This window comes from Bacillus sp. GZB (genome assembly GCF_001975995.1).
GTDB lineage: Bacteria > Bacillota > Bacilli > Bacillales > Bacillaceae > Bacillus > Bacillus velezensis.
This window is the reverse complement of sequence record NZ_MTQG01000010.1, coordinates 1,120,503-1,136,669: the sequence shown is the minus strand read 5'-3', so window position 1 is coordinate 1,136,669 and position 16,167 is coordinate 1,120,503. Positions and strand designations below refer to the sequence as shown.

Sequence of the window (16,167 nt, the reverse complement as noted above, 5' to 3'; positions counted from 1 at the left end):
ATATAAAATGAGGTGCTCCAATGTCGGTATTTAAAACTCAAGAAACGTACTGGGAAAACCTGTTTGATGAAGAAGACGGCCTAAGCGCATTCCCTTACTTTAAAGCAGCGGATAAAGCGTCGTTGGCCCGTACCGGCTACCAGGAAAAATGCATCTGCCGTTCCTTATCTCCGGAAGTATCTCAAAGAATCATGACAATGGCGAATCATTCCGATATGGCGGCCTATCTGATTTTATTGGCGGGTATTGAATGCTTGTTATATAAATATACGGATCGAACGAGCCTGATTCTTGGCATTCCAACGGTATCGAAGCAAAAAGCCGGCCAGTCAGCCGTTAACAACATTGTCCTCTTAAAAAATACGCTTTCAAATGAGAGCACATTTAAAACCGTATTCGGGCAGCTGAAAGAAGCCGTTAATGATTCTCTGAAAAATCAAAACCTGCCGTTTAGAAAAATGGTCCGGCATCTGAGCGTGCAATACAATGACAAGCATATGCCTTTGATTCATACCGTCGTTTCGCTTAACGAAATTCATTCCTTGCAATTTAAAGAAGATACTGCAACCGATACGCTGTTTCACTTTGACTTGGAGAACAACGGGATTCATTTGAAGCTTTTTTATAACGGCAATCTGTACGATGAGCGCCATATCAATCAAATTGTATCCCATTTGGATCAGCTGCTGTCTGTGATCCTGTTTCAGCCTCAAGCCGCGATCCATACGGCAGAGATCTTACCGGAAGCGGAAAAACAGAAGCTATTGTTTGATTTTAATGACACCGTCAGAGATTTCTCCGGGAGCAGAACAGTCTATCAATTATTTGAAGAGCAGGCAGAAAGAACGCCTGAGCATACGGCCGTCAAGTTTAAAAACGACCATTTGACGTACAGGGAACTGAATGAGAAGGCGAGCCGTTTGGCAAGAACATTGCGTAATAGCGGAGTTCAACCCGATACGTTAGTCGCCATTCTCGCTGATCGTTCTTTAGAGATGATCGTATCCATTATAGCTGTTTGGAAGGCAGGGGGCGCTTATGTGCCCCTGGATCCTGAATATCCAAAAGAGCGGCTTCAATATTTGCTTCATGATGCGGATGCAGACGTTCTCCTTGTTCAGCGTCATTTAAAAAACAGTCTCGCCTTTGACGGCCCGGTGATCGATTTGAATGATGAAACATCATACCATGCCGATTGCTCATTGTTATCACCAGTAGCGGGACACAGCCATTTAGCCTATGTCATTTATACGTCGGGTACAACAGGAAAGCCGAAAGGAGTCATGGTTGAACACAGCGGCATTGTGAATTCGCTCCAATGGAAGAAGGCGTTTTTCAAGCATTCCCCGGCGGATCGCGTGCTTGTCTTGTACCCGTATGTTTTTGATGCGTTCATTTTAAACTTCTTCGGCCCGCTCATCTCAGGAGCAACTTTGCACCTTTTGCCTAATGAAGAGAATAAAGAAACTTTCGCCATTCAAAATGCCATAAAACAAGATAGAATTACCCATTTCTCAACTTCTCCCCGTCTTCTGAAAACGATGATCGAACAGATGAACAGAGAGGACTTCATCCATGTTCAGCATGTTGTTGTAGGCGGTGAGCAGCTGGAAACAGATACAGTTGAGAAGCTGCATTCTCTGCAGCCTCGCATTCGGATCAATAATGAATACGGACCGACAGAAAACAGCGTGGTATCTACATTTCACCCTGTTCAGTCCGCTGATGAACAGATCACAATCGGCAGCCCGGTGGCCAACCATCAAGCTTATATTTTAGGAGCGCACCATCAAATCCAGCCGATCGGCGTACCGGGAGAGCTGTATGTCGGAGGAGCGGGAGTGGCCCGCGGCTACCTCAATCGGCCTGAATTGACGGAGGAAAAATTTGTGGAGCATCTGCATGTCCCTGGTCAAAAGATGTATAAGACGGGGGATCTCGCCAGATGGATGCCAGATGGACGGATTGAATATTTAGGGCGGATTGATCATCAAGTAAAAATTCGCGGCTACCGGATTGAGATCGGCGAGGTAGAGGCAGCCATGTTCAATCTGGAAAACGTTCGTGAAGCCGCAGTCGTCGCGCAGGAAGACGCAGACGGGGCCAAACAATTGTATGCCTATTATGTCGGCGAGCCTTCTTTGACCGCTGCGCAGTTCAGAGAAGACTTATCCCGGGAACTGCCGAATTATATGATTCCCTCCCGCTTTATCCCTTTGGAACGCATTCCGCTCACTTCCAATGGGAAGATTGATCTGAAAGCTTTGCCTGCTGCTGACGAAAATACGCGGGCGGAAAACGAATACATAGCCCCGCGGAATACAATAGAAGAACTGCTGGCGTCCATCTGGCAAGAAGTATTAGGAGCAGAACGTATAGGAATTCTGGATAATTTCTTTGATTTTGGCGGAGATTCGATTAAATCAATTCAGGTGTCATCCAGATTGTATCAAGCCGGATACAAGGTTGATATGAAGCATTTGTTTAAACACCCCTCGATTGCTGAACTTAGTCAGTTTGTAGCGCCGGTCAGCAGGGTGGCTGATCAAGGAGAAGTGAATGGCGGAACCAAGCTGACCCCGATACAGCATTGGTTTTTTGAGCAAAAAATGCCGCATGCACACCATTACAATCAGGCCGTCATGTTATATTCGGCGGAAGGCTTTAAAGAGGGCCCGCTTCGCCGGACGATGGAACGGATCGCGTCGCATCACGATGCCTTGAGGATGATTTTTGAAAAAACGCCGGATGGATACGCTCCGCGAATTACAGGAACAGATGAAAGTGAACTATACCATCTGGAAGTGATGAATTATAAAGGGGAAACCGATCCGGCTCAAGCGATTGCCGATAAAGCGAATGAGATTCAAAGCAGCATGGTATTAGACAAAGGGCCATTGATGAAGCTCGGTTTGTTCCAATGTCCGGACGGAGATCATTTGCTGATTGCAATTCATCATTTGCTGATTGACGGAGTATCCTGGCGTATTTTACTCGAAGATTTTGCAAGCGGATATGAGCAGGCAGAACGCGGACAAACGATCCAGCTCCCGCAAAAAACAGACTCGTTTCCATTCTGGGCCGATCAATTGTCCAAATATGCGGCGGAAACCGATATGGAAGAGGAGATTGCGTATTGGACTGAGCTTTCAAGTATAAAGCCTCAGCCATTGCCTAAGGACACTATCAGCGAAGGATCGTTATTAAGAGACAGCGAAGAAGTGACGATTCAATGGACAAAAGAGGAAACGGAGCAATTAATAAAACATGCGAACCGCGCCTACAACACGGATATCAACGATCTGCTGCTGACTTCGTTAGGGCTGGCTGTTCACAAGTGGACAGGCACGGAAGACATTGTCGTGAATTTGGAAGGCCACGGGAGAGAACCGATTATTCCGGATGCTGACATTTCCCGCACGATAGGATGGTTCACAAGCCAGTACCCTGTCGTCCTGAGGATGGAAGCCGGAAAAAACCTGTCGCAGCGGATCAAGATCGTGAAAGAAGGGTTGCGCCGCATCCCTGACAAAGGAATGAATTACAGCATCATCAAATATATATCCGGGCATCCGGAAGCCGACAGCCTGCAGCTGAATCCGGAGATATCGTTTAACTATTTGGGACAATTTGACCAAGACCTGAAGCACCAGGCTTTACGCATCTCGCCTTTTTCCACAGGGTTATCAATGAACGAAAACCAAGAGAGAACGGCCGTGCTTGATTTGAACGGCATGATTGCCGAAGGGACATTATCACTGACACTGAGCTACAGCAGCAAACAATACGAAAGATCTACTATGGCGCAATTTGCCCGGGGGTTGAAAGAAAGTCTGCAAGAAGTCATTGCGCATTGCGTGAGCCGGCAGCAGACTTCTCTCACACCAAGTGACATCCTGTTAAAAGACATCTCAATCGACGAACTGGAACAGCTTTTGGAGCAGACGCGTGAATTAGGCGAAGCGGAAAATATTTATCCATTAACGCCGATGCAGAAGGGCATGCTGTTTCACAGCTTATTTGATCCGAATTCAGGTGCTTATTTTCAGCAAACGATGTTTGATCTGCATGGTGATCTGGAGATTGATTCATTTTCAAAAAGCTTGGACGGCTTATCGCAAAAATATGATATTTTCCGCACGAATTTTTACAGAGGCTGGAAGGATCAGCCGCTCCAAATTATATTCAAAACGAAAAAAATCGGTTTTCAATTCAATGACATACGAGAGATGAAGGAATCACAAAAAGAAGCGATGATTCAGGAATATGCCAGAGAAGATAAGATGCGGGGGTTCGACTTAGAAAAAGGCGCGTTAATGCGGTTATTCATCCTTCGTACGGATGAAAAGACATACCGTTTTATCTGGAGTTTCCACCATATTTTGATGGACGGCTGGTGCCTGCCGCTGATTACAAAAGAAATATTCGAGAATTACTTTGCCTTGCTTCAGCAAAAGCAGCCTGAACAATCATCAATTACTCCGTACAGTCAATATATTGAATGGCTCGGCCGGCAAGATGCGAAAGAGGCCGCGGCTTATTGGGATCAGTACTTGGAGGGATATGAGGAGCAAACCAGCCTTCCTAAGGATCACCATGCAGCGGAAGACGGACGATACGTTCCTGAAAAAGTGACATGTGGCATAAGCTCCGATCTCACTTCGAAAATGAAGCGGACGGCAGGCAAGCATCATGTCACGCTGAACACGCTGCTGCAGACGGCATGGGCGGTTTTGCTGCAGAAATATAACCGAAGCCGGGACGTTGTGTTTGGAAGTGTTGTATCCGGAAGACCTGCTGGCATTCCAAACGTGGAAACCATGATCGGCTTATTCATTAACACCATTCCCGTCCGGTTCCGATGTGAAGCCGGGACAACGTTTGCTGAGCTTATGAAAGAGGCGCAGGAAAGGGCTGTAGCGTCTCAACAATTTGAGACGCACCCGCTGTACGATATTCAAGCGCGTACAACGCAAAAGCAAGATTTAATTACACATTTAATGATATTCGAAAATTATCCGGTTGATCAGTATATGGAAAGTATAGGCCGCCAGAACGGAACATCCATCAAAATTTCCAACGTACAAATGCAAGAACAGACCAACTACGATTTTAATTTGACCGTTATACCGGGTGACGAGATGAACATCTCTTTTGAATACAATGCAAATGTGTATGATCGGGCAAGCATAGAGCGGGTTCGGGAACATTTCATGCAAATCCTGCATCAAGTCGTGACAAATGCGGATATCCGGGTGGATCAAGCGGAATTGTTAACGGAAGGCGAAAGAAGAACCCTTCTGCAGACGCTTAACGACACGGCCGCGCCGTTTCCGCAGACGCCGGTTCATCAATTATTTGAAGAGCAATCGCAGCGTACGCCCAATCAAGCAGCCGTCATTGATAAGGACAGGCAGCTGACGTACGGAGAGCTCAATAAGCGGGCCAACCGACTGGCGCGAACGTTAAGGGCGAAAGGAGTGCAGACGGATCAGCCTGTAGCCATCATCACAAGAAACAGCATCGAATCGGTGGTCGGAATCCTTGCCGTTTTAAAATCAGGCGGAGCCTATGTCCCTATAGATCCGGAATATCCGCAAGACCGCATCCGGTATATGCTGGATGACTCCCAAGCCGGAATCGTTTTAATGCAGCGGGATGTCAGGAAACAGCTTGCCTATGAAGGCGCCACGGTTTTACTTGATGATGAAAGTTCTTATCACCAAGATGGCTCTGACCTTGCTCCGATAAATGATGCGAGCCATTTGGCATATGTCATTTATACGTCAGGTTCCACAGGCCGGCCAAAAGGCGTACTAATCGAGCACCAAGGCTTGACCAATTATATTTGGTGGGCGAAAGAGGTTTATGTAAAAGGCGAGAAAGCCAACTTCCCATTGTATTCGTCAATTTCTTTTGATCTGACGGTGACTTCTATTTTCACGCCGCTTGTCACAGGAAATGCAATCATCGTCTATGACGGAGAGGATAAAACAGCTCTGCTTGAATCGATTGTGCGGGACCCGAGGGTGGATATCATTAAATTGACCCCGGCCCATTTGCAGGTTTTGAAAGAAATGAACATTGCCGATCAAACGGCTGTCAGAAGAATGATTGTGGGCGGGGAAAACTTAAGCACCCGGTTAGCCCGCAGCATTCATGAACAGTTCGAAGGCCGGATTGAAATATGCAATGAGTACGGACCGACGGAAACCGTTGTCGGCTGCATGATCTACCGTTACGATGCCGCAAAGGACAGACGGGAATCGGTACCGATCGGAACCGCTGCGGCAAACACGAGCATTTACGTTCTTGATGAGAATATGAAACCCGCACCGATCGGAGTGCCGGGAGAGATCTATATCAGCGGCGCCGGTGTGGCAAGAGGATATTTGAACCGTCCCGAATTAACGGCGGAGAAATTTGTCGATGACCCGTTTGAACCCGGAGCGAAGATGTATAAGACCGGAGATTTGGCGAAGTGGCTGGCGGACGGAAACATTGAATATGCGGGCAGAATAGATGAACAAGTGAAAATCAGAGGCTATCGTATCGAATTAGGCGAGATCGAGGCGGCACTGCTTCAAGAAGAAGCGATCAAGGAAGCTGTCGTTACAGCCAGAGAGGACGTCCACGGGTTTAAACAATTGTGTGCATATTACGTGAGCGGCGGGCAAACAACGGCAGCCCGGCTCAGGAAACAATTGTCTCAAACCCTTGCAAGTTATATGGTTCCGGCTTATTTTATTGAGCTTGATGAAATGCCTTTAACTTCTAACGGAAAAATAAACAGAAAAGGGCTGCCGGCTCCGGATTTCGAACTGCAGGACAGAGCAGAGTATAAAGCTCCCCGAACAAAAGCTGAAGAAATATTAGTTTCTGCCTGGGAATCGGTATTAGGCGCTGAAAACGTCAGTATTCTTGATAATTTCTTTGACCTTGGCGGAGATTCCATTAAATCCATTCAAGTATCCTCCAGATTAAATCAGCAAGGATACAAAATGGAAATCAAAGACTTGTTTCAATATGCAACAATTGCTGAATTGAGTCCGCATATCAAGCAGAATCTGCGTATAGCCGATCAAGGTGAGGTCAAAGGAAAAGTCAGCCTGACTCCTATTCAGCATTGGTTTTTCGAACAAACAACAACAGATCAGCATTATTATAATCAAGCCGTCATGCTGCATGCGCCGGAAGGTTTTCAGGAAACGCCGCTTCGTCAAACCCTGCAAAAGCTTGCAGAACATCACGATGCGCTCCGGATGACGTTCCGGACTACGGAAAATGGCTGTGAGGCACAGAATGAAGAAATCGCCCAAAGCGGACTGTACCGCTTAGAAGTCCTGAATCTGAAAGAAGATTCCGATCCGGGGCGTACAATTGAAGCCAAGGCTGATGAGATACAAAGCAGTATGCGTTTAAGTGATGGGCCGTTAATGAAAGCCGGGTTGTTTCAATGCGCAAATGGAGATCATCTGCTCATTGCCATCCATCATTTGATTATAGACGGGATTTCATGGCGCATTTTACTGGAAGATATCGTTAGCGGCTACAAGCAGGCCGAGAACGGGCGAGTGATTCAACTGCCGCAAAAAACAGACTCTTTCCAATTATGGGCTAAGAGACTGTCAGAATACGCGCAAAGTGAAACCATAAAACAAGAACAGGAATATTGGACAAAGATCGAACAAACCGAAGTCAAACCGCTGCCTAAAGATTTTCATGAAACCCATACAACTGCAAAAGACAGTGAAACAGCAACTGTGGAATGGACGAAAGAGGAAACGGATCTGCTATTAAAACAAGCGAATCGCGCTTATAACACGGAAATAAACGATTTGCTTTTAACTTCTCTGGGTCTTTCCATATCGCATTGGTCAGGACTGGAACAAATTCCGATTCATTTAGAGGGACACGGCCGAGAACAGGTTATACAAGATATAGATATCTCCCGCACGGTCGGGTGGTTTACAAGTCTGTATCCGGTTGTGCTGCACGCACAGCCGGGCAAAGAAATCTCTGATTATATCAAGACGACCAAAGAAGGATTGCGTCAAATTCCGCATAAAGGGATCGGATATGGAATAGCAAGGTACTTAAGCGGCGGAATGCCATCGAAACTCAATCCTGAGATCAGCTTTAACTACCTTGGACAGTTTGACCAAGATTTACAGCAGCATGGGGTTCAATTATCTTCTTATTCTTGCGGTTCAGACTCAAGCGAAAATCAAGAAAGACCGTATGTATTGAATATAAACGGAATGATCACAGAGGGCCGGCTGAAGCTTACGATCAGCTACAGCAGCAAACAGTACGCAAAAGAAACGATCATGCGGTTATCGGAAACGATTCAAAGCCGCCTGCGGACCATCATTACGCATTGCGTTCATAAAGAACAATCGGAACTGACGCCAAGCGATATTTTGTTAAAGGGCATGTCCATTGACGAATTGGATCAGCTCCTCATTCAACTGCCGCATGCAGGTGAGGTTGAAAACGTGTATCCGCTCACTCCGATGCAGAAAGGAATGCTCTTCCACAGCCTGCTGGACGAGGCCTCAAGTTCTTATTTTGAACAAGCATCGTTTGATTTGCAGGGAGAGTTAAAGATTGATTGGTTTAAAGCAAGCCTTGAACGATTATTTGAAACATACGCCGTGCTCAGAACCCGTTTTTACAGCGGCTGGAACGATACTCCTTTACAAATTGTCTATAAAACGCAAACACCGCAAATTCATTTTACAGATTTGCGTGACATAGAGGAGCACCTGCGAGAGGATGTAACCGCAGCCTATCAAACAGAAGACAAGGCAAAAGGATTTGACTTGGCTCTGGATCCGCTGATGCGCATAGCGATTTTCCGGATGGAAGACCGCAAATATCATTTGATTTGGAGCTTCCATCATATTGTGATGGATGGCTGGTGCCTGTCTCTTATCACGAAGGAAGTGTTTGATCATTATCGCGCCTTACAGGAAGGCAGGGAACCAGAACCGTCATCGGCAGCTCCTTACAGCGACTATATCGAGTGGCTTGACCGCCAAGATCAGGGAGCGGCAAAGCGGTACTGGAGCGGGTATCTTGAAGGATATAAAGGTGAAACCACGCTTCTTCATAAAATAGAGCAGCATGAACAAAAAGAATACGCCTATGCCAATGTGATCTGCCGATTTGATCACGAACAGACAAAACAATTACAGCAGATCGCAAATCAGCATCAGGTTACATTAAATACATTGATCCAAACGTTATGGGGAGTTTTATTACAGAAATACAGCGGGTCCGCAGACGTTGTCTTCGGCAGTGTCGTGTCGGGAAGGCCGGCGGAAATTCCTGATGTGGAACAGATGATCGGCCTGTTCATCAATACGATTCCGGTTCGCATCCGCTGCGATGAGGACAGCACTTTTGCTGATACGATGCAAATGGTTCAACAAAACGCGCTGGCTTCCCAATCGTACGATACCTATCCTTTATACGAAATTCAGGCCCAAACGGAACAAAAGCAAAACTTAATTGATCATATCATGATCTTTGAAAATTATCCGATAGGGCAGCAGGTCGAAGAGGGCCATGATGCTGCGGATTTAAATATCGTGAATTTCCATATAGAAGAACATACCCATTACGATTTTAATGTAGTTGTCATCCCTGGCGAACAACTCACCGTTCATTTTAGTTTTAACCGAAATGAATATGAACAATCAGAGGCAGAGCGGATTCGCGGACATTTTGAACAGCTTATGCAGCAAGTATTGCAGCTGCCGTCTGTCAAAATAGAAGAAATGGAACTTCTGACGCAGCAGGAAAAAGAACAGCTGCTCACTCCGCTTTCCGGGGGAACAGAGAAGCCTGAATACGAAACGATTCATACTATGTTTGAACGCCAGGCGGCACAAACGCCGCAAGAAATCGCAATTCAATACGAAGGGGCGGAGATTTCTTACAAAGAGCTGAACGAAACGGCCAATAAACTGGCGCGGATTCTCCGAAAGCGAGGTGTGAAGCATCAAGAGCCGGTGGCTGTGATCGCCGGGCGTTCACCATCATTAGCGGTTGCTGTTTTAGGCATTTTAAAAGGGGGCGGTGCCATTGTTCCGATTGATCCGAGCCATCCTGCCGAACGAATCCGCTATATCATTGAAAACAGCAGCTGCACTCATGTTGTAACAGAGAAAGACCGGTCAGTCCCCGAGGCAGCAACGCAGATTGTCACATTCATAGAAGAAGCGGAGACAGAACCGGACGGGAGCAATGTGCAGACGATAAACACGGCGGAGGATCTGCTTTACGTTATTTATACATCAGGAACAACGGGGAAACCGAAGGGTGTGCTGCTTGAACATAGAAATATGGCCAATTTGCTGTATGACCAATTTACAAACTCAGGCATCGATTTCAAAACCAATGTGCTTCAATATGCATCTCCGGCATTTGACGTCTGCTATCAAGAGCTGTTTTCAGCCCTGCTCAGCGGCGGCACACTCCACATCGTGCCTGAATCAATAAAGCGGGACGCGGCTCAGCTGTTTTCGTTTATTAATAAACATCAGACGGACATCGTCTTTTTCCCGACTGCTTTTGCCAAAATGCTTTTTAACGAAGAGAGCTATGCATATTCATTTCCACGCTGTGTGAAGCATTTGATTACAGCAGGAGAACAATTAACAGTATCCCGTTTATTTCAGCAAGTGCTCCGCACACACGGCTTGCATTTGCACAATCATTACGGTCCGTCAGAAACTCATGTAGTGTCGACGTATACCATTCAACCGGGAGATGATATTCCTGAATATCCGCCGATCGGCAAACCGATATGCCATAACAATATGTATGTCATCAGCAAAAACAAACAGCTTCAGCCCTTCGGCATTGCGGGAGAACTGTATATTTCCGGAGCAAATACCGGGAGAGGCTATGTGAATAACCCGGCTTTAACGGGAGAGAAATTTTTGCCTGATCCGTTCAGAGAGGGAGCCGTTATGTACCGCACCGGAGATTTGGCAAGGCTGCGTGAGGACGGGCAAATCGAATACCTCGGCCGCATTGATGATCAGGCGAAAATAAGGGGCTACCGGATCGAACCGAAAGAAGTTGAGGTCATATTGGCCAATCACCCGGCGGTGAGAGAAGCAGCGGTCCTTATTCAAAAAAACGCTTTGGGTGAAAATGAATTGTGCGCGTACTGCAGCGTCTCAAAAGCGACTGATCCTTCAGCATTACGGAAAGATCTGGCCAAAAACCTTCCTGACTATATGATTCCCGTGAAATGGGCTTTTGTTGAATCGATTCCGCTCACGGCAAACGGAAAAGTCGACCGCAAAGCATTGCCAGAACCAGAAGGAGGCGTGCAAACGGGGGGCGAATACGTTGCTCCCCGTACAGCGGCGGAAGCGCAGGTGGCGCATATCTGGAAAGAGGTGCTTGGACTTCCGCGTATCGGCGTGAAAGACAATTTCTTCGACATCGGCGGTCACTCGCTGCGGGCAACGACGCTGACAGCGAAGCTGCACAAAGAGATGGGGGTCAGCCTGCCGCTGCGGGAAGTGTTCCGATCGCCAACAATTGAAGAAATGGCAGAAACAATTACCGGAATGAAACACACAGCATATACATCTATCCCGACCGTTGAAGCAAAAGAATACTATGCCGTCTCCTCGGCGCAAAAACGGCTGTACATTTTGAATCAGCTGAAAGGCGGAGAGCTGAGCTACAACATGCCGAGTGTCATGAGAGCCGATGGAGCTCTGGATCGGGAACTTGTCGAGAAGGCGATCCGCAAGCTGATTCAGCGCCATGAAACGCTGCGTACCGGCTTTGAACTGATAGATGGAGAACCGGTGCAGCGGATCTATGACGACGTCCAATTTGCAGTGGAATTCACTCAAGCGAAAGAAGAACAGGCGGAAGCCCTCGTTCATGGTTTTGTGCGTGCATTTGACTTGGAGAAAGCACCGCTGCTGCGGGTAGGATTGATCGAGCTTGCAAAAGACCGCCATTTGCTGCTGTTTGACATGCATCATATCATTTCCGATGGCGTATCTATCAAGAATTTGATTGAAGAGTTCGTTTCATTATATGAAGGAAAAGAATTCCCGCCATTGCGGGTTCAGTATAAAGATTATGCGGCGTGGCAGCTGTCGGATATGCAAAGCGAACGGATGAAGAAACAGGAAGCGTACTGGCTGGATGTGTTCAGCGGAGAGGTTCCGGTGCTGGATATGCCAACCGACTACGGAAGACCGGCTGCGCGGAGCTTTGATGGAGGACAAATCGAGTTTGTCATCGGACCGGAGTTGACGGAACAGCTGAAAGGCTTGGCGCTGAAGAGCAAAAGCACGCTGTACATGGTCCTGCTGGCTGCTTATACGACCATGCTTGCCAAATACAGCGGGCAAGAAGACATCGTAGTAGGCAGCCCGATTGCCGGAAGAACCCATTCGGATTTGGAAAGCTTAATCGGCATGTTCGTGGGCACACTGGCGATACGAACGAATCCGGTCGGGGAAAAAACATTCCGGGAATACGTGCAGGAAGTCAAAGAGCATACATTAAAAGCGTATGAAAACCAAGAGTATCCATTCGACGAACTGGTGGACAAGCTGAATGTGTCCCGGGATTTCAGCCGCCATCCGCTGTTTGACACGATGTTCATATGGCAAAACACAGAACAGGGAGAATTGAGCCTCGATGATGTGCGTTTTACCCCTTATCCGGACAACCATGCGATGGCGAAGTTCGACCTGACGTTCCAAGCGGCAGAGAATGAAGACGGAATTACAGGTATGATCAGTTACGCGGCAGCGCTGTACAAGCAGGAAACTGCGGAACGCATGGCAAAGCACTTTATCCAATTGATCGAGGCGATTGCGAATAATCCGCAGGCGCCGCTTTCATCGCTGGAGATGATCACCGCGAAGGAGAAAGAGCAGATTGTGGAGAGATGGGGCCAACCGGCGATAGACTGCCCAAGGGACAAAACAATTCACCAATTGTTCGAGGAGCAGGCGGAGCGCACGCCGGAACATACGGCCGCAGTTTACGAGAAAAGCCGATTCACATACCGTGAGCTGAATGAGCGGGCCAACCGCCTGGCGCGGATTTTAAGAAGCGAAGGCGTGCAGCCTGACCAGCCTGTGGGTATTCTGGCAGAACGTTCTCTGGAAATGATCGTGGGGATTATGGCGATCCTGAAAGCCGGGGGCGCGTATGTGCCGATGGATCCGGACAGCCCGCAGGAACGCCTCTGCTATATTCTGGAGGATTCAGGAGCAAAGGTTCTGCTGGCACAGCCCCATTTACAAGATCGTGTATCCTTTGCCGGAGAGATTTTACTGCTGAATGACGAACGAATGAACAGCGGGGATGGCTCGAATCTGGTGACGGCAGCCGGACCGGATCACTTGGCGTATGTGATTTACACATCAGGCACAACCGGCAAGCCAAAAGGCACGCTGATTGAGCATCGCCAGGTCCTTCATTTGATGGAGGGGCTCCGCGGACAAGTGTACGGTGCTTATGATTCGGGATTGCGTGTGTCTTTGTTGGCACCGTACTATTTCGATGCATCGGTCAAGCAAATTTTCGCGGCACTGTTAGGGGGACATGCACTGTATATCGTCCCTAAAGCATCAGTATCAGACGGTTATGCCTTGTCAAACTATTATCGCACCCACCGCATTGACGTAACAGACGGAACACCGTCACATTTGCAATTGCTTATCGCTGCAGACAGCCTTCATGGGGTAACGATCCGGCACATGCTTATTGGAGGAGAAGCGCTCCCGCAGGCGACAGTGGCGCAATTGCTTGAATTGTTCGCTTCGAACGGGTCATCAACGCCGCTCATAACCAATGTATACGGTCCGACGGAAACTTGCGTGGATGCATCGGTCTTCCATATCGTACCGGAGACATTGGCATCCGCTGACGACGGCGGTTACGTGCCGATCGGCAAGCCGCTGGGCAACAACCGTGTGTATATTGTTGATTCCCATGATCGGATGCTGCCTATAGGTGTAAAGGGCGAGCTGTGCATCGCCGGAGACGGAGTAGGACGAGGGTATCTGAACTTGCCTGAATTAACGGGTGAAAAGTTTGTGGCCGATCCGTTTGTAATCGGAGAGCGGATGTATAAAACAGGCGATCTTGCCCGTTACCTGCCGGATGGAAACATTGAATATGCCGGAAGAAAGGATCATCAGGTCAAAATTCGCGGTTACCGGATCGAACTTGGCGAGGTGGAAGCCGCTCTTCTCAACATCGAGCATGTACAAGAAGCGGTGATCCTGGCCAGAGAAAATGCAGAGGGACAAAGCGATTTGTATGCCTATTTTACAGGGGAGAAGTCACTGCCGATCAATCAGCTTAAAGAAAAACTCTCCGATCAAATACCAGGCTACATGGTTCCTTCATACCTGATGCAACTGGAACAAATGCCGTTAACCTCCAATGGAAAAGTGAATCGCAGCGCGTTACCGCTGCCTGAAGCAGGCTTGCAGACCGGGATTGACTATGTTGCTCCAAGGACAAAGCCGGAAGAGCAGCTGGTTCACATCTGGAAAGAAGTATTGAAGTTAGAACAAGTCGGCGTCAAAGATAACTTTTTCGATCTCGGCGGGCATTCGTTACGGGGGATGACGCTCGTTACCAAGATCCATAAGCAATTCGGCAAAAGCATTTCATTGAGAGAAGTGTTTCAATACCCGACGGTTGAAGAAATGGCGAGGGTCATTGCGGGCGCGGAAACCAGCGGACCGGATGAAATCCCTGTTGCAGAAGCCAAAGATGTTTATCCTGTATCTTCCGTACAAAAGATGGTTTACCTGTCTACACAAATTGAAGGCGGAGAACTAAGTTACAACATGCCGGGGATTTTGACATTGGAAGGCAGGATGGATATGAATCGTTTACAATCTGCGTTCCAAAGTCTGATCCAGCGCCATGAATCGCTACGAACCGGATTTGAAATGGTTCGGGGAGAGCTGGTGCAGGTGATCAAGCCGCAGGCGGATTTCTCTATAGAAAGGTACAAAGCAGCTGATAAGCAGGTCGAGGAGCTGTTCCGCAATTTCGTGCGGCCTTTCGATCTCAGTCAGGCTCCATTGCTTCGGGCCGGGCTCATCGAATTAGAACAGGACAGACATGTTTTCATGTTTGACATGCATCATATCGTTTCAGACGGCGCTTCTATGAATATTTTCGTTGAAGAACTGATTCAATTGTATGACGGCAAAGAATTAACCCCGCTCCGGATTCAATACAAAGATTACACTGTATGGCAGCAGCAGGCGGAGCAGAGGGAACGCATCAAAAGGCAGGAGAACTATTGGCTGAATGTATTTCATGAGGAACTCCCGCCATTTGAGCTGCCGAAAGATTTTGCCAGACCGCGAATTCGAAGCTTTGAAGGCAAGCGATACAATTTCGCCCTCGATGAGACTGTGATCCAGGGGATAAAACAGATGGAAGAATTGACCGGATCGACCGCTTACATGATCTTGCTGTCAGCCTATAACATACTGCTGGCCAAATACAGCGGTCAGGAAGATATCGTCGTCGGTACGCCTATTGCGGGAAGAATGCATGAAGATTTACAGCATATTATCGGGATGTTTGTGAATACGCTGGCCATCCGTACGGCCCCGGCTGGAGAAAAAACCTTTATGGACTATGTAACGGAAACAAAAGAAACGATGCTGAAAGCTTATGAAAATCAAGAATATCCTTTTGAAGAATTAGTTGAGAAACTGGGAGTGAAACGGGACTTAAGCCGTAATCCGTTATTCGATACGATGTTTGTTCTGCAAAATACGGAACAAACGGATATCGAATTGGACTCTCTCGCGGTCAGACCATATGAACAAACAAATACGGCGGCCAAATTTGATTTGCAGCTGACTTTCGTGATGAATCCGCACGAGATTCAAGGAAGCTTTGAGTACTGCACGAAGCTGTTTAAACAGAAAACCATCGCTACGCTGAGCAAAGATTACGCCATGATTCTGTCGGCGATCATAAAAGACCCATCGATTCCTTTAAAAGAAATTCAATTAAGTGAGAAAGTAAATAAAAGTGAACACTTTGCAAACGAAATCGAATTGAATTTCTAAAAACGGCCGGTACCGGCTGTCCCCAGCATGATGTTTTTACGGGGACAGCGGTCAG

1 protein-coding gene is annotated in these 16,167 nt (G+C 47.5%); it reads left to right on the top strand.

What is annotated here, in order from left to right:
• Nucleotides 1-20 precede the first annotated feature (20 nt).
• The gene (bamB, locus tag BXO87_RS05550) at nucleotides 21-16,112 is read left to right on the top strand and encodes a bacillomycin D non-ribosomal peptide synthetase BamB (RefSeq protein ID WP_076851247.1); all 16,092 of its coding nucleotides are present in this window, start codon (nucleotides 21-23) and stop codon (nucleotides 16,110-16,112) included.
• Nucleotides 16,113-16,167 lie beyond the last annotated feature (55 nt).